12 protein-coding genes are annotated in these 15,305 nt (G+C 55.6%); 8 read left to right on the forward strand and 4 right to left on the reverse strand.

The window, feature by feature from the left end:
• Positions 1 to 89 precede the first annotated feature (89 nt).
• Positions 90 to 707 (forward strand): thymidine kinase, encoded by a 618-nt coding sequence (locus tag SANT_RS09270; RefSeq protein ID WP_025422012.1) that lies wholly within the window; start codon positions 90 to 92, stop codon positions 705 to 707.
• Between the two features lie 539 nt (positions 708 to 1,246).
• Here the strand turns inward: SANT_RS09270 and adhE are convergent.
• Complete coding sequence (adhE, locus tag SANT_RS09275; RefSeq protein ID WP_025422013.1) at positions 1,247 to 3,964, reverse strand: bifunctional acetaldehyde-CoA/alcohol dehydrogenase; 2,718 nt, start codon at positions 3,962 to 3,964, stop codon at positions 1,247 to 1,249.
• A gap of 1,826 nt (positions 3,965 to 5,790) precedes the next feature.
• On the opposite strand from adhE, the gene oppA reads away from it, so the two are divergent.
• The 5 genes from oppA to oppF all read left to right on the forward strand — a co-directional run bounded on the left by oppA (position 5,791) and on the right by oppF (position 11,421).
• On the forward strand, positions 5,791 to 7,428 hold the full coding sequence (gene oppA, locus SANT_RS09280; protein WP_025422014.1) for an oligopeptide ABC transporter substrate-binding protein OppA: 1,638 nt from the start codon (positions 5,791 to 5,793) through the stop codon (positions 7,426 to 7,428).
• 98 nt (positions 7,429 to 7,526) lie between these two features.
• Positions 7,527 to 8,447 (forward strand): oligopeptide ABC transporter permease OppB, encoded by a 921-nt coding sequence (gene oppB / locus SANT_RS09285; RefSeq protein WP_025422015.1) that lies wholly within the window; start codon positions 7,527 to 7,529, stop codon positions 8,445 to 8,447.
• Positions 8,448 to 8,462: 15 nt separating this feature from the next.
• Positions 8,463 to 9,371, forward strand: a complete 909-nt coding sequence (gene oppC / locus SANT_RS09290) for an oligopeptide ABC transporter permease OppC (RefSeq protein WP_038668427.1) — start codon at positions 8,463 to 8,465, stop codon at positions 9,369 to 9,371.
• Positions 9,372 to 9,382: 11 nt separating this feature from the next.
• Positions 9,383 to 10,408 carry an ABC transporter ATP-binding protein gene (locus SANT_RS09295; protein ID WP_025422017.1) on the forward strand — a complete coding sequence of 342 codons (1,026 nt, stop codon included), beginning with the start codon at positions 9,383 to 9,385 and terminating at the stop codon, positions 10,406 to 10,408.
• The gene (gene oppF / locus SANT_RS09300; protein WP_025422018.1) at positions 10,405 to 11,421 is read left to right on the forward strand and encodes a murein tripeptide/oligopeptide ABC transporter ATP binding protein OppF; all 1,017 of its coding nucleotides are present in this window, start codon (positions 10,405 to 10,407) and stop codon (positions 11,419 to 11,421) included. The genes SANT_RS09295 and oppF overlap by 4 nt, the downstream gene beginning before the upstream one ends.
• A 128-nt stretch (positions 11,422 to 11,549) precedes the next feature.
• Here oppF and SANT_RS09305 read toward each other — a convergent pair whose 3' ends face one another.
• Together SANT_RS09305 and cls are read right to left on the reverse strand one after the other, a co-directional pair.
• Complete coding sequence (locus SANT_RS09305; RefSeq protein ID WP_038668430.1) at positions 11,550 to 11,873, reverse strand: HI1450 family dsDNA-mimic protein; 324 nt, start codon at positions 11,871 to 11,873, stop codon at positions 11,550 to 11,552.
• A 54-nt stretch (positions 11,874 to 11,927) separates the two neighbouring features.
• Entirely contained in the window at positions 11,928 to 13,388 is a 1,461-nt protein-coding gene (gene cls / locus SANT_RS09310) for a cardiolipin synthase (RefSeq protein WP_025422020.1), read from the reverse strand.
• A gap of 173 nt (positions 13,389 to 13,561) precedes the next feature.
• Between cls and SANT_RS09315 the strand changes: the two genes are divergently transcribed.
• A complete protein-coding gene (locus tag SANT_RS09315; protein ID WP_025422021.1) occupies positions 13,562 to 13,741 on the forward strand; it encodes a YciY family protein in 180 nt (59 codons plus the stop codon).
• A gap of 168 nt (positions 13,742 to 13,909) precedes the next feature.
• On the opposite strand, the gene SANT_RS09320 is transcribed toward SANT_RS09315, so the two are convergent.
• Positions 13,910 to 14,143: a hypothetical protein gene (locus tag SANT_RS09320; protein WP_038668433.1), complete on the reverse strand. Its 234-nt coding sequence runs from the start codon at positions 14,141 to 14,143 to the stop codon at positions 13,910 to 13,912.
• A gap of 588 nt (positions 14,144 to 14,731) precedes the next feature.
• On the opposite strand from SANT_RS09320, the gene lysM reads away from it, so the two are divergent.
• The gene (gene lysM, locus SANT_RS09325; RefSeq protein ID WP_025422023.1) at positions 14,732 to 15,208 is read left to right on the forward strand and encodes a peptidoglycan-binding protein LysM; all 477 of its coding nucleotides are present in this window, start codon (positions 14,732 to 14,734) and stop codon (positions 15,206 to 15,208) included.
• Positions 15,209 to 15,305: the final 97 nt, after the last annotated feature.

Raw genomic sequence — 15,305 nt, forward strand, 5'->3', positions numbered from 1 at the left:
GGCACAGGGACAGCTTCATCACGTCGGCGAATATGATACACTCTCATCCTATTTATTTGGTCCTATCATTGAGGCGGAGTGCCGAACGGATGGCGCAACTCTATTTTTATTATTCTGCAATGAATGCCGGCAAGTCTACCGCGCTGCTGCAGTCCTCCTATAATTACCAAGAACGCGGCATGCGCACGCTGGTGTTTACGGCGGAAATCGATGACCGCTACGCCCGCGGGCAGGTCAGTTCCCGTATCGGTCTGTCTTCTCCCGCCGAGGTGTTCAATGCCGAAACCGATTTGTTTGCGGCCGTGGCGGCCGCCCATCGGCAACAGGCCGTTCATTGCGTGCTGGTAGATGAATGTCACTTTTTAAGCCGCGAACAGGTCGCCGGCCTGTGTGAAGTGGTGGACAAACTAACGATTCCGGTGCTGTGTTATGGCCTGCGCACCGATTTTCGCGCGGAGCCGTTTACCGGCAGTTTGTGGCTGCTGGCCTGGGCGGACAAGTTGGTGGAGCTGAAAACCGTATGCTATTGCGGGCGCAAGGCCAACCGCGTGCTGCGCCTCGACGAGCAGGGAAAAGCCGTGCACGATGGGCAGCAGGTGGTGATTGGCGGTAATGATCGCTACGTGTCGGTGTGCCGCAAGCATTTTACCGAGGCGTTGGCGCGCGCGGTACCCGTGCCGGGAATGAAAAATCTCCCGCACGCCTAGCGTGCTTCGACGCATCGCGCGCGGAAACTTTTGCGCTCGCCGCTCGCCGCTCGCCGCTCGCCGCTCGCCGGCGGCGTTCTGCCGCACTTAGCGCAATTGCCCCTAAGGCTAGCGGTGCCGTAGGGTTTTTTTGGCGCCTCTCGGCCGTCAGGGCCGTTTGGCGTTCTCGGTAGGGTTATCGCGCGTGTTGTCGCGCGTCGGTGCCCAGAGGGGCTGGTGCGTGCTCGACGCTGTATCGGGTGGGGGATGGCGTAGATACCGCCGGCTGCCCGTTCGCGCCCTCGGGCCATTGTGAGCGGTCCGGGGTTAGCGCTAGCATGTCGGCGGCTATGCCGCTCCCGTGGCGCGCACGACGCCAGCGTTCTCCCCGGGCGTGCAAACGCCTGTTCCACGACGGCGAGCCCCATGAGCGCCGGTGCGTTTCGGCAATAAAAAAGCCCCGCCGGGAATCAACCCCCGGCGGGGCGGTTTAGAGCCGTAGCGGCCCGCTAGCGAAAAGGGTCAACTGCGGCAGGGCACAACAGCCCGCCGCAGACCGGTCAACTGGTGACTTTCTTCGCTTTCTTTTCGCTCTTGGACGCCGGAGCGCTCACTTTAGCATCCCCAACGGGGGCGGGCGCGGTGGCGGCTTCTACGGCATTGTCGAAGGGTTCGACAAACTTGCGGCCGTAGTAGGTATCCAGCAGGATTTGTTTCAATTCGGCAATCAGCGGATAGCGCGGGTTGGCGCCGGTGCACTGATCGTCGAAGGCGTCTTCCGACAATTTATCCACTTTGGCCAGGAAGTCCGCTTCCTGCACGCCGGCTTCACGAATCGACGTCGGGATACCCAGTTCCAGCTTGATTTCATCCAGCCACTGCAGCAGTTTTTCAATTTTCTGCGCGGTGCGGTCGCCCGCTGCGCTAAGCCCCAGATGATCGGCAATTTCAGCGTAGCGACGGCGAGCCTGCGGACGATCGTACTGGCTGAACGCGGCCTGCTTGGTCGGGTTGTCATTGGCGTTATAGCGAATAACGTTGCTAATCAGCATGGCATTGGCCAGACCATGGGGAATGTGGAATTCCGAGCCCAATTTATGGGCCATGGAGTGACACACCCCGAGGAAGGCGTTGGCAAACGCGATACCGGCAATGGTGGCGGCGTTGTGTACACGCTCCCGCGCGACCGGGTTCTTGGCGCCGTCGCGGTAGCTGGCGGGCAGATACTCTTTCAAAAGCTTCAGCGCCTGCAGCGCCTGGCCGTCGGAGAATTCTGTCGCCATGATGGAAACATAGGCTTCCAGGGCGTGGGTTACCGCATCCAAACCGCCAAAGGCGCACAGGGATTTAGGCATATTCATGACCAGATTGGCGTCGACTATCGCCATATCCGGCACCAGGGCATAGTCCGCCAGCGGGTATTTCTGCCCGGTAGCGTCATCGGTCACTACGGCGAACGGCGTGACTTCAGAACCCGTGCCCGAGGTGGTGGTAATGGCGATCATTTTCGCCTTCACGCCCATTTTCGGGAATTTGTAGATACGTTTACGGATATCCATAAAGCGCAGCGCCAACTCTTCAAAATGGGTTTCCGGATGTTCATACATCACCCACATGATTTTGGCGGCGTCCATCGGTGAACCCCCGCCCAGGGCGACAATGATGTCCGGCTTGAAGGAGTTCATTTGCGCCGCGCCTTTACGCACGATGCTCAACGTGGGGTCCGCTTCGACTTCAAAAAACACTTCGGTTTCAATACCGTGTTTTTTCAGCACCGAGGTGATCTGATCGGCGTAGCCATTATTGAACAGGTAGCGGTCGGTCACGATAAAGGCGCGCTTGGCGCCGTCGCTGGCCACTTCTTCAAGCGCAATCGGCAGGGAACCGCGACGGAAATAGATGGATTTGGGAAGCTTATGCCACATCATATTTTCAGCTCGCTTAGCGACGGTTTTGGTATTGATGAGGTGTTTGGGGCCTACGTTTTCAGAAATCGAGTTACCACCCCAGGATCCGCATCCCAGCGTCAGCGACGGGGCCAGCTTAAAGTTGTACAGGTCGCCGATGCCGCCTTGCGAAGCCGGCGTATTGATAAGAATACGCGCGGTTTTCATCTTGTCGCCGAAATATTTTACGCGCTCGCTTTGGTTGTCCTGATCGGTATAGAGACAGGACGTGTGGCCGATACCGCCCATCGCCACCAATTTTTCAGCGATTTCCACCGCGTCCTCGAAATCCCGTGCGCGATACATGGCAAGGGTGGGCGACAGCTTTTCATGGGCAAAGGGTTCGGACTCGTCGACCTTGCTGACTTCGCCAATCAGGACTTTGGTGTTGCCGGGCACGCGCAGACCCGCCATCTCGGCGATTTTCGCCGCCGGCTGACCCACGATGGCCGCATTGAGGCCGCCATTTTTGAGAATAATGTCAGAAACCGCTTTCAGCTCCTGGCCGCGCAGCATATAACCGCCGTGGCTGGCGAAACGTTCGCGCACCTGATCATACAGTGCGTCGACCACGACCACGGATTGTTCCGAGGCGCAGATGACGCCGTTATCAAAGGTTTTCGACATCAGGATGGACGCAACGACGCGTTTGATATCCGCGGTTTCATCCACCACGACGGGGGTGTTACCGGCGCCGACGCCGATGGCGGGTTTACCGGAACTGTAAGCGGCTTTCACCATACCCGGCCCGCCGGTGGCGAGAATCAGGTTGATGTCCGGGTGGTGCATTAATTGATTAGATAGCTCCACCGACGGTTCGTCGATCCAGCCAATGATATCCTTGGGCGCCCCTGCGGCAATGGCGGCCTGCAATACGATGTCGGCCGCTTTGTTGGTGGCGTTTTTGGCGCGGGGATGCGGCGAGAAGATAATCCCATTGCGGGTTTTCAGGCTGATGAGCGCCTTAAAGATAGCGGTGGAAGTCGGGTTTGTCGTGGGAACGATACCGCAGATGAGGCCGATCGGCTCGGCGATGGAGATGGTACCAAAGGTGTCATCCTCGGCCAGAATGCCGCAGGTTTTTTCATCTTTGTAGGCGTTGTAAATGTATTCAGAAGCAAAGTGGTTCTTGATGACTTTGTCTTCCACGATACCCATACCGGATTCGGCCACCGCCATTTTGGCGAGCGGAATACGAGCATCTGCCGCGGCCAGGGCGGCCGCACGGAAAATCTTGTCCACCTGCTCCTGGGTAAAATTGGCATATTCGCGCTGTGCTTTTCTCACCCGTGCAACTAAGGTATTGAGTTCAGCGACATTAGTAACAGCCATATTGCTCTCCTAATAAAGTTAAAAATTGCGATAAATCTGTTAAACCATTTAAGTAAAGAGCCCCGTGTTGACAATTATATGACCGATTTGCTCATTCGTCGTTCATTTGGCCCGTTGCTTCTTGACCTTTTGGGTCATGGCGTTTTACTTAACCAGTCTTCAGGTCGCCATCATTAACATCTTGTGATTTACCTTCCCAGTATCTTAATCACCTTATTCACTTCCTTAATGCAAAGCTTACGGGGTATCGAACGACGAATATGTGATCGGAGTCAAAAAAAATGCAAGCTGACACCTTTCAGCTTCAACATAAAAACGCTTTGTTACCTGAGAGATACCTTTGTTCAATCGCTTTCACCTAATGGTTAATAAACCTAACATATTGACAACATTTTGCTGTCCATACAGCGACAATAAAGCCCTGCTCAATGCGGGGAGATGCGCTTAAAAATGACACTAATTACCGTTGAAGGAACGTGGTGAGGTTATTTACCCGGCCGCGAGGCGGAATAACCCGCTATTGATCAGAACGTGACGCAATGTTTGTAAGAGAAAGCACAAGCGATGGCCTATATTACCGCTAATGACACGCTATCGGAATAGATTATTTTCCCACCGACGCCAAGCTATGCATTAAAATCATTTACATTAATTGACGTTGTTGATGAACCTGGCCCTATTTCCCTGCGGCATCTGGGGCCATGGCCGACGCAGACGGCATCCTAAAGGGGGCCTCCTCAACGCCTGAGCCCTGAACGTCGCGAGAGGGTCGCGCCGCGCTACCCAGGGCTGGGGGCGCTATCATGCTGCCGCTGACGTTTTGAGCGCGCTGCGCGCTATATTGTGCGCCTGCGGGCGGCGGGCCGTGATAAAGCCGATCCATTATTAGCAACCGGTGTAAGCGGTGCGGCGGCGTTACATTATTCGGCACATTCAACGGCCATCAACGCTTGGTGATGAACGCCAAAGGCTGAATGCCAAAGGGTGAATGCCAAAGGCTGAATGCCAAAGGCTGAATGCCGGAGGTCCAAACGACAAACGACAAACGACAAACAACAAAGCCAAAAGCCAAAAGCCAAAAGCCACACGGTGAATGGTAAACGGCCAAAAGCATTGCCACTCGCCGCCGAGAAAATGTCCGAGGTCGGGCAGAGCGCTGCCTTAAGCGTGAGTGGGGCGGGAGATACCCGCTGCTGCCGAGCCGACGGCGGTAAAATGCGCGTATTCCGCCGCGTAAATTATTTGCGCCGGGAAAAGGGCCTTAAAATAAGGCGGATTGCACAATGAGGCGGCAAACGCGCACCATTTTGCAGCAAGGACGGGGTGAAATGAATTTTGCGCGGCATGCGGCAAGAAAAAAACTTTCTACGCTATTTCAGCCATCTATAAGTAGTCTCCTGCACGGTAGGGTTTTTTTTTAACCGTTCGCGTTCAAGGGACTTGTCACGATGCAACCCAGATGTTATTAGTGTTATTTATCTTATCATTAGCCAATTATTCTAATTACTGGCGATATATTGACCTTATGTGTTTCAGACCCCGTTGGGATAGCTTAATTATTTGATATATGGCCCATTACAGTTGAATCACAATGATAAAGGCCACGCGCATAGCCAAGGCGTGTTCCGAGATTGCCGCCGCAACCTTTTTTACGGCGGCGCGACGCCTTGTTTAACATGCCAGGGTTAATACCGAATATCATACCTTTAGCCTTGCGGCTTCGTTCGCCGCAGCGGGCTTGAGGTGCGTTATACCCGCAAAGCGGGAATCTGCAGAGGGCTTGACAGGGGTCCGTGCAATAATAAAAAAACCGGAGTGCATCACTAATGACCAACATCACGAAAAAAACGCTTCTTGCCGCGGCCGTGTTTACCGCCATGGGAATGGGCGTTGCTGGACAATCTTTTGCCGCGGACGTTCCCGCCGGCGTGCAGTTGAGCGACAAACAGGAATTGGTACGTGGCAATGGCGCAGAATTGCAATCCCTCGATCCGCATAAAATCGAAGGGGTTCCCGAATCCAACGTCAACCGCGATGTACTGGAAGGCTTGATTATCAACGATCTGCAGGGCCGGGCTCAGCCGGGCGTGGCGGAGAGCTGGGAAAACAAGGATTTCAAAGTTTGGACGTTCCATCTTCGGCCAAACGCCAAATGGTCCAACGGCGATCCGGTCACCGCGCAGGATTTCGTCTACAGTTGGCGCCGACTGGCGGATCCCAAAACCGCCTCTCCGTATGAAAGTTATCTGCAATATGCCCAGATTACCAATATCGACGATATCATCAGCGGCAAAAAAAGCCCCGATACCCTGGGCGTGAAAGCGTTAGACGATCATACTCTGGAAGTCACGCTGGCCGAGCCGGTGCCGTATCTGATTAAGGTGCTCGCCCATCCGTCCATGTCGCCGGTGCCGCAGAAAGTGGTGGAAAAATTCGGTGAGAAGTGGACCCAGCCGGCGAATTGGGTCGGTAACGGCGCCTACGTCGTCAAAGATTGGGTCATTAACGAGCGCATCGTACTGGAGCGTAACCCGCAGTATTGGAACAACGCCAAGACCGTCATCAATAAAGTCACCTATCTGCCGATCTCTTCCGAAGTCACCGATGTAAACCGTTATCGCGCCGGCGAAGACGATATGACCTACAACAACTTGCCGATTGAGTTGTTCCAGAAACTGAAAAAAGAGATCCCGCAAGAAGTCCACGTTGATCCCTACCTGTGCACCTATTATTACGAAATCAATAACCAGAAGGCGCCGTTCACCGATGCGCGCGTGCGTACCGCGCTGAAGCTCGGCTTGGATCGCGATATCATCGTCAACAAAGTGAAAGCGCAGGGCGATCTACCGGCCTACGGCTTTACGCCGCCCTACACCGACGGTGCTAAACTGACGGCGCCGGAATGGTTCGGCTGGTCGCAGGAGAAGCGCAACGAGGAGGCGCGTAAATTGTTGGCCGAGGCGGGCTACACCAAAGATAAACCGCTGACCTTTGATTTACTGTACAACACCTCGGATCTGCACAAAAAGCTGGCTATCGCCGTGGCGTCCATCTGGAAAAAGAACCTGGGCGTGAATGTGAAGCTGGAAAATCAGGAATGGAAAACTTTCCTGGACACCCGCCATCAGGGCAATTTCGACGTCGCCCGGGCCGGCTGGTGTGCAGATTATAATGAACCGACGTCCTTCCTGAACATTATGCAGTCCAACAGCTCCAACAACAGCGCGCATTATAAGAGTCCGGCATTTGATAAACTGCTGGTCCAGGCCCTACAGGCCGGTTCGGAAGAGGCGCGCGCCGGATTCTATCAGCAGGCGGAACAGCAGTTGGATAAAGACTCGGCAATCGTCCCGGTGTATTACTATGTTAACGCCCGTTTGGTTAAACCTTACGTAGGGGGTTATACCGGTAAAGATCCGCTGGATAATGTGTACGTAAAAGATCTATACATTATCAAACACTAAGGATGTTTGACGCGTGACAACAGGGCAGACCGCTGGCGGTCATGCCCTGTTTGTTCTGCAAACGCCTTATCGTCTACTGCCATGTTATAGGTCTGGTAATGGTAAAGTTTATTCTCCGACGGCTGCTGGAAGCGATTCCAACGCTGTTCATTCTGATCACCATCTCATTTTTTATGATGCGTCTGGCGCCCGGCAGCCCGTTTACCGGCGAGCGCAACCTGCCGCCGGAAGTGATGGCCAACATAGAAGCCAAATATCATCTGAACGACCCCATCCTCACGCAATACGGCAATTATTTATTGCAGCTGGCCCACGGTGATTTCGGTCCGTCGTTTAAATATAAAGACTACTCGGTCAACGATCTGGTGGCCAACTCATTCCCCGTCTCGGCCAAGCTCGGCCTCGCGGCATTTTTGCTGGCAGTAGTGGTCGGGGTCGCTGCGGGCGTCATGGCGGCGCTCAAGCAGAACACCAAATGGGACTATCTCGCAATGGGGTTCGCGATGACCGGCGTGGTCATTCCCAGTTTCGTGGTGGCGCCGCTGCTGGTGCTGATTTTCGCCATCACGCTGAAATGGTTGCCCGGCGGCGGCTGGAACGGCGGCGAGCCCAGATTTGTTATTTTGCCGATGGTCGCGCTTTCTCTGGCTTATATCGCCAGCATCGCCCGCATAACCCGCGGTTCGATGATTGAAGTGCTGCATTCCAATTTTATCCGCACCGCGCGCGCCAAAGGATTGCCGATGCGGCGGATTATTTTCAGCCACGCCTTGAAGCCGGCGCTGCTGCCGGTCATTTCGTACATGGGACCGGCGTTTGTGGGCATTATTACCGGCTCAATGGTGATAGAAACGATTTATGGTCTGCCCGGTATTGGCCAGCTGTTTGTGAATGGCGCGCTTAACCGCGATTATTCGCTGGTGCTGAGCCTGACCATTCTGGTGGGCACCTTGACTATCTTGTTTAACGCCATTGTCGATGTCCTGTATGCGGTTATCGACCCGAAAATCCGTTATTGACGCTGGAGCGCGCAAATGATTGTGAGTAAGAAAAATAGCGAAGCTCTGGAGAAATTCAGTGAACAATTGGAAGTGGAGGGCCGCAGCCTGTGGGCCGACGCCCGCCGTCGCTTCATCCATAATAAAGCGGCACTGACCAGCTTGTTTATCCTGCTGCTGATTGCGCTGTTCGTGATATTGGCGCCGTCGTTGTCCGCTTTCCGCTATGACGATACCGACTGGGCCATGATGTCCAACGCGCCGGATATCGCCTCCCAGCACTATTTTGGCACCGATTCCTCCGGCCGTGATTTGCTGGTGCGGGTGGCGATCGGCGGACGTATCTCGCTGATGGTGGGCATTGCCGCCGCGCTGGTGGCGGTGGTGGTGGGGACGTTATATGGCGCGATGTCCGGTTATATTGGTGGCAAGGTCGATTCTCTGATGATGCGGCTGCTGGAAATCCTTAACTCGTTTCCGTTCATGTTTTTCGTCATCCTGCTGGTGACGTTTTTCGGCCAGAACATCTTTTTGATTTTTGTCGCCATCGGGTTAGTTTCCTGGCTGGATATGGCCCGTATCGTCCGCGGCCAGACGCTGGGCCTCAAGCGTAAAGAGTTTATCGAGGCGGCGATCGTCAGCGGCGTGTCCACTCGCAACATTATTCTGCGTCACATCGTGCCGAACGTACTGGGTGTGGTGGTGGTATACGCGTCGCTGTTGGTGCCGAGCATGATTCTGTTTGAGTCTTTCCTGAGCTTTCTCGGGCTCGGTACCCAGGAGCCGCTGTCCAGCTGGGGTGCTTTGTTGAGCGATGGCGCCAACTCGATGGAGGTCTCTCCCTGGCTGCTGATTTTCCCGGCGCTGTTTCTGGTGGTGACGTTATTTTGTTTTAACTTTATCGGCGATGGGTTGCGTGACGCCCTCGATCCGAAAGACCGTTAAGGAGTGCCGCGATGAGCACGAATCACACTTCGGTGCCGGGCGCGGTGACGCCTGCGGACACCGCCGCGCCGGCGCTGCTGGATGTGCGCGACTTGCGGGTCACTTTCGCCACTCAGGATGGCGAGGTGACCGCGGTCAACGATCTCAATTTTACCTTGCGCGCCGGCGAGACGCTGGGCATCGTCGGCGAGTCCGGTTCGGGCAAGTCCCAAACCGCTTTCGCGTTGATGGGGCTGCTGGCGGGCAATGGCCGTATCGACGGTAGCGCGATGTTTAACGGCCGTGAAATCCTCAACCTGCCGGAAAAGCAGTTAAATAAACTGCGCGCCGAGCAGATTTCGATGATTTTCCAGGATCCGATGACCTCATTGAATCCCTACATGCGCGTGGGCGATCAATTGATGGAAGTGCTGCAGTTGCATAAACGGATAAGTAGACATGATGCCTTCACCGAGTCCGTGCGTATGCTGGATGCGGTGAAAATGCCCGAAGCGCGCAAGCGTATGCGTATGTATCCCCATGAGTTTTCCGGCGGCATGCGCCAGCGGGTAATGATCGCCATGGCGCTGCTGTGCCGGCCGAAACTGCTGATCGCCGATGAGCCGACCACCGCGCTGGATGTAACGGTCCAGGCGCAGATCATGAATTTGCTCAACGAGCTCAAACGCGAGTTTAATACCGCCATTATCATGATCACCCACGATCTGGGCGTAGTGGCCGGCATCTGCGATCGGGTATTGGTGATGTACGCCGGCCGCACCATGGAGTACGGCAAGGCGCGGGATGTGTTCTATCGCCCGAGTCATCCTTATTCCATCGGCCTGCTGGCGGCGGTGCCGCGTTTGGATGCCGACGGCAGCGCCATTATGACTACCATCCCCGGCAATCCGCCTAATCTGTTGCGCTTACCCAAGGGGTGTCCGTTCCAGCCGCGCTGTCCTTATTCAATGGATATTTGCGCCACCATGCCGCCGCTGGAACGCTTTGGCGATCAGCGCCTGCGCGCCTGTTATAAGCAATTGGAGGAGCTGGTATGAGCACCCTGGCCGACAAGAAGAAAGTCATCCTCGACGTCGACAATTTAAAGGTCTATTTCGACGTCAAAGGGGATAAACAGTGGTTCTGGCAGCCCGCCAAAAGCCTGAAAGCGGTGGATGGCGTATCCCTGCGGCTGTACGAGGGCGAAACCCTTGGCGTGGTCGGCGAGTCCGGCTGCGGCAAATCGACCTTTGCCCGGGCGCTGATTGGTCTGGTCAAGGCCACCAGCGGGCGCATCGCCTGGCTGGGGAAAGAGTTGCAGGATATGAATACGGCGCAGTGGCGCGCCACGCGCAGCGATATTCAGATGATTTTCCAGGATCCGCTGGCCTCGTTAAACCCCCGTATGACCATTGGCGACATTATCGCGGAACCGCTGCAAACCTATTTCCCGAAAATGCCGCGCCGGGAAGTGAAGGAAAAAGTGCGCAACATGATGATGAAGGTCGGGCTGCTGCCCAACCTTATCAACCGCTATCCCCACGAGTTTTCCGGTGGGCAATGCCAGCGCATTGGTATCGCCCGCGCGCTCATCCTCGAGCCCAAGCTGGTGATTTGCGATGAACCCGTCTCGGCGCTGGATGTGTCGATTCAGGCACAGGTGGTGAATTTGCTACAGCAGCTGCAGCGGGAAATGGGGCTGTCGTTAATCTTCATCGCCCACGACCTGGCGGTGGTCAAGCATATCTCCGATCGGGTTCTGGTGATGTATCTCGGCCACGCGGTGGAGCTCGGTACCTATGATCAGGTGTACCACAATCCACAGCATCCCTATACGCGCGCTTTAATGTCGGCGGTGCCGATTCCGGATCCGGATAAAGAGCGTAATAAGGAAATTCAGCTGTTGGAGGGGGATTTGCCGTCGCCGATTAACCCGCCGTCGGGGTGTGTGTTCCGTACTCGCTGCCCGATGGCCGACGAGACGTGCGCCGTGACGCGGCCTATCCTACAGGGTAGTTTCCGCCACGCCTGCTCCTGCATCAAGGTGGATGTTGCCCAACTGGCGCAATAGCGCCCGACCCGCCCGGCGGCGGGTCGGCTTTCGCCGCGGCCGGGCGTCAGTTGACCGCCCGCGCCGTACCGGCTTTTCTCAAGGGGTGGCGCAAGCCCGGCGGATGCCTACCGCGGACGCGATGCGACTCACTCCTTCCACAAGATGTGGCAGACTTTCTCGGTGCGGTCGCGGCAAATCAGGATACGTGCAAACACGTCGTTGACCGCCATCCCGTCCTGTTCCGCCAGCCCTATCACCACTTCGGCGAACAGATCGGGGTTGAGATCGAAATCCACCTGCTCATGCCACGCCTCTGAGGGGTCAAACAACTCTGCCGCCCCCCGCTGTTCAAATTGCAGATTGAACAACAGGATGTCCGCCGGATCGAGATTATCCTGCGCCAGTTCGAGAAAAATATCGTAGGCCGCTTCGAGCGTTTCGTCATCCGTCAGACGATTGTCCAGATCCATCATCACTGTCCCGTTAACTGAATTGGCGCTATTACAGCATGCCGTCTGGCAAAATTACAGCAATGGACTGAAAAAGTAGAACAGCCGCTCGACGATACGCTGCCAGTAGGGACGCTTCGACCAAACTCTGGCCTCGATAAGCCGCGACCGGGCTAAATAATCCTCCTGCACCCGCGCCAGATCGCTGCCGAAATCGTCATCGTCAATGACCAGCGTTATCTCAAAATTCAGCCACAGACTGCGCATATCCAGATTTACCGTGCCCACCAGACTTAATTGGCCATCCACCAACACGCTTTTGGTATGCAGTAGGCCGCCCTCGAACTGATGGATCAACACGCCGGCTTCCAGCAGCTCGGCGAAGAAGGCCCGGCTGGCCCAGCCCACCAGCATTGAATCGTTATGGCGCGGAACGATGATATGGACTTCTACGCCGCGCTGCGCCGCGGTACAGATGGCGTGCAGCAAATCATCGCTCGGCACCAGATAGGGCGTGGTCATCACCAGTTGCTCGCGCGCCGCGTAGATAGAGGTGAGCAAGGCCTGATGAATGACGCCCTCGGGAAACCCCGGCCCCGAGGCGATGACTTGTATGGTATGCCCCGTCGCCTGTTCAAACGGCATGATATTAACGTCGGGGGGCGGCGGCAAAATGCGCTCGCCGGTTTCTATTTCCCAATCGCAGGAGAAGATGATGCCCATGGCGGTGGCCACCGGTCCTTCCATACGCGCCATGATATCGATCCACTGACCAACGCCGGCGTCCTGTTTGAAGAAGCGCGGATCCACCATGTTCATGCTGCCGGTGTAGGCGATGTAATTATCAATGAGCACCATTTTGCGATGCTGGCGTAAATCCATACGGCGCAGAAATACGCGCAGGATACTGACGTGCAGCGCTTCCACTACATTCACCCCGGCGTCGCGCAGCAGCGCGGGGTAGGGACTGCGGAAAAACGCCACGCTGCCGGCCGAATCGAGCATGAGCCGGCAGCGTACGCCGCGCCGCGCCGCGGCCATTAACGCTTCCGCCACCTGGTCCACCAGGCCGCCGGCCTGCCAGATATAGAACACCATCTCAATATTGTTTTGCGCTAGACCGATATCGCGAATCAGCGCCCGCAGCGCATCATCGGTACTGGTCAGCAGCTGCATTTGATTCCCTTTCAGGCCGCCCATGCCCTGTCGGTGCTCGCAGAGCTGAAACAAAGAGCGAGCTACTTCGCTGTTTTCACTGGCAAAAATGCGACGACACCCTTTCAGATCTTCAATCCATTGGGCGGTGGAGGGCCAGAGCGCTTTACTACGCTCGGCGCGGCGTTTACCCAGGTTGAGCTCGCCGAATAACAGATAAGTAATAATCCCCACCAGCGGCAGAATATAGATGACCAGCAGCCAGGCCATGGCGGAAGGCACCGCGCGACGTTTCATCATTACCCGCAGGGTGACGCCTGCGATCAACAACCAATAGCCGAAGAGCAATAGCCAGTTGATTACGGTATAAAGCGTTGTCATAGGGGCGAAAAATCCTGTTCGCGGAGCGTTAGCCTGAGTTTACGCATAAGGGGCGCAAAGAGGAAATTGTTTTACTGGACGCGTGATGCCCGCAAGCCGCGCGCGGCTTGGCATGGCGGGAAAAGTGGCTATAATGGCGTCCGTTGGTTCAAGCCCGTCCAAAGGTCATAGTGATGAAACGAAGCCGTAACGAAGTCAGCCGCTGGCGCATGCAGCGTCAGGTCCAGCGCCGGCGTAGCCAGTGGGTTGAAGCGCAATCCCGCACCTACCGCCGCCTAACGCGCTTGAGCCATCTCCAGCTCAAACAGCAGCGGCGCTCATTGTTGTTTGCCCTTGCCTATACGCTGAATTGAGTCATCGCGGCGCTGACCGGTCAATACAGACGCTTGATTATTGACGGCTCACGGCCGGCCTGGCGTTACGCTGGCGGGCGGCTTACGGGCAGTAAAAAACCGGCTTCATGCCGGTTGAGGTGTGACAAACGAATGCCCGTTTTCCTCCCTGAGGCGATGTCCGCAGCGTTACTGCGTGGCGGTCGTGGTTGAGGTCGACGTAGACGAACCGGTATTTTCCGGGTCGCTGGCCGATGCCACCGCGGCGACGGAGCTGGACACAAAGCTGGCGTCACTGCTGCTGGCACTACCGGAAGCGCTCTGCGATGCCGCTGTGGTCGTGCCGGCCGCGCCGGCCGCATAAACGGTCGAGCTGCCGATTGCAGACAGCGCCAAGGCCGCCATCAGTATCTTCTTCAACATAATTACCTCCTACTGTTAAGTGTTTAACGGGGGAGTACAGCTTTTCTACGGTATGCGATAAAGTGACCAGGTACAAACCGGATATGGCCGGAGGGGGGGACATTCGGAACTATCTTGGAAAATGAGGTCAGATAACGTACTGAAACGCGGCAATTTATAAAGTTGACTGCGAATATTCTTAAATATGAATTTACCGAATCTGGCTCACGGAAACAGCGGTAATATTATCCTTAGGTGTATTTTTGATGACCGCCACGTCATGCCCTTTAGGCGCAGCCTGTAACAGACAGCGTATCTGCTGTATTTATTCTCTTTGCACTCCACACGTTCTCTTTGCGCTCCACACGCCGTAAACGCCGTGTCCTTTCTTCTCTGCTGTTAATGCTTGGTGCCGCGTTCATCTCGTCACGCCATGGCGCCGCTGCTAGGGGTTCACTTTAGCGCGGTTATGCCGGGCGTGGAGTACCGGCCGCCGGGCTGAACGCCTGACTCCCCCCGCGATCTGGCGGGTAAATCCGTTGTGCTATCCTTTATTACGGTGCTAATCAATTGGCGTTGACTTGAAATGATGACCGAGAGGAGAATGAAATGGGTTTATTGAATTTCGTTAAAGACGCGGGTGAAAAGGTGTGGGACGCGGTCGCCGGCAATCATACGGAAAAGAGCGCCAAGCTCAAAGAACACATCCAGAAATTGGGTCTGCCCGGCGCAGATAACGTCAATATTGATGTCGCGGATGATAAAGCGACGGTGACCGGCGAAAATATCAGCCAGGAATTGAAGGAAAAAATTTTGGTGGCGATTGGTAATGTCGCCGGTATCAGCGGCGTTGACGACAAAATCACCTCTGCCACCGCGGCCAATACCGCTGAGTCGCCCGCTATCGCGGATGCTAAACCAGCCAGTCGATTTTATACGGTCGTCGCCGGCGATACCTTAAGTAAAATTGCGAAGTCGCAGTATGGCAACGCCAATGATTATATGAAAATCTTCACCGCCAACAAACCGATGCTCAGCGATCCAGACAAGATCTATCCAGGACAGACCTTAATCATTCCGCAATAACATGACCGCGGGCAACGTTGGCGATGATAGGGGACTCAGAAAGCGATCGCGGTCGGGAACGCAACGGGCGAGAAAGCGCCATCGCTCGAATCCGGCC

It is taken from the genome of Sodalis praecaptivus (assembly GCF_000517425.1).
In the GTDB taxonomy this organism is placed as follows: domain Bacteria; phylum Pseudomonadota; class Gammaproteobacteria; order Enterobacterales; family Enterobacteriaceae; genus Sodalis_A; species Sodalis_A praecaptivus.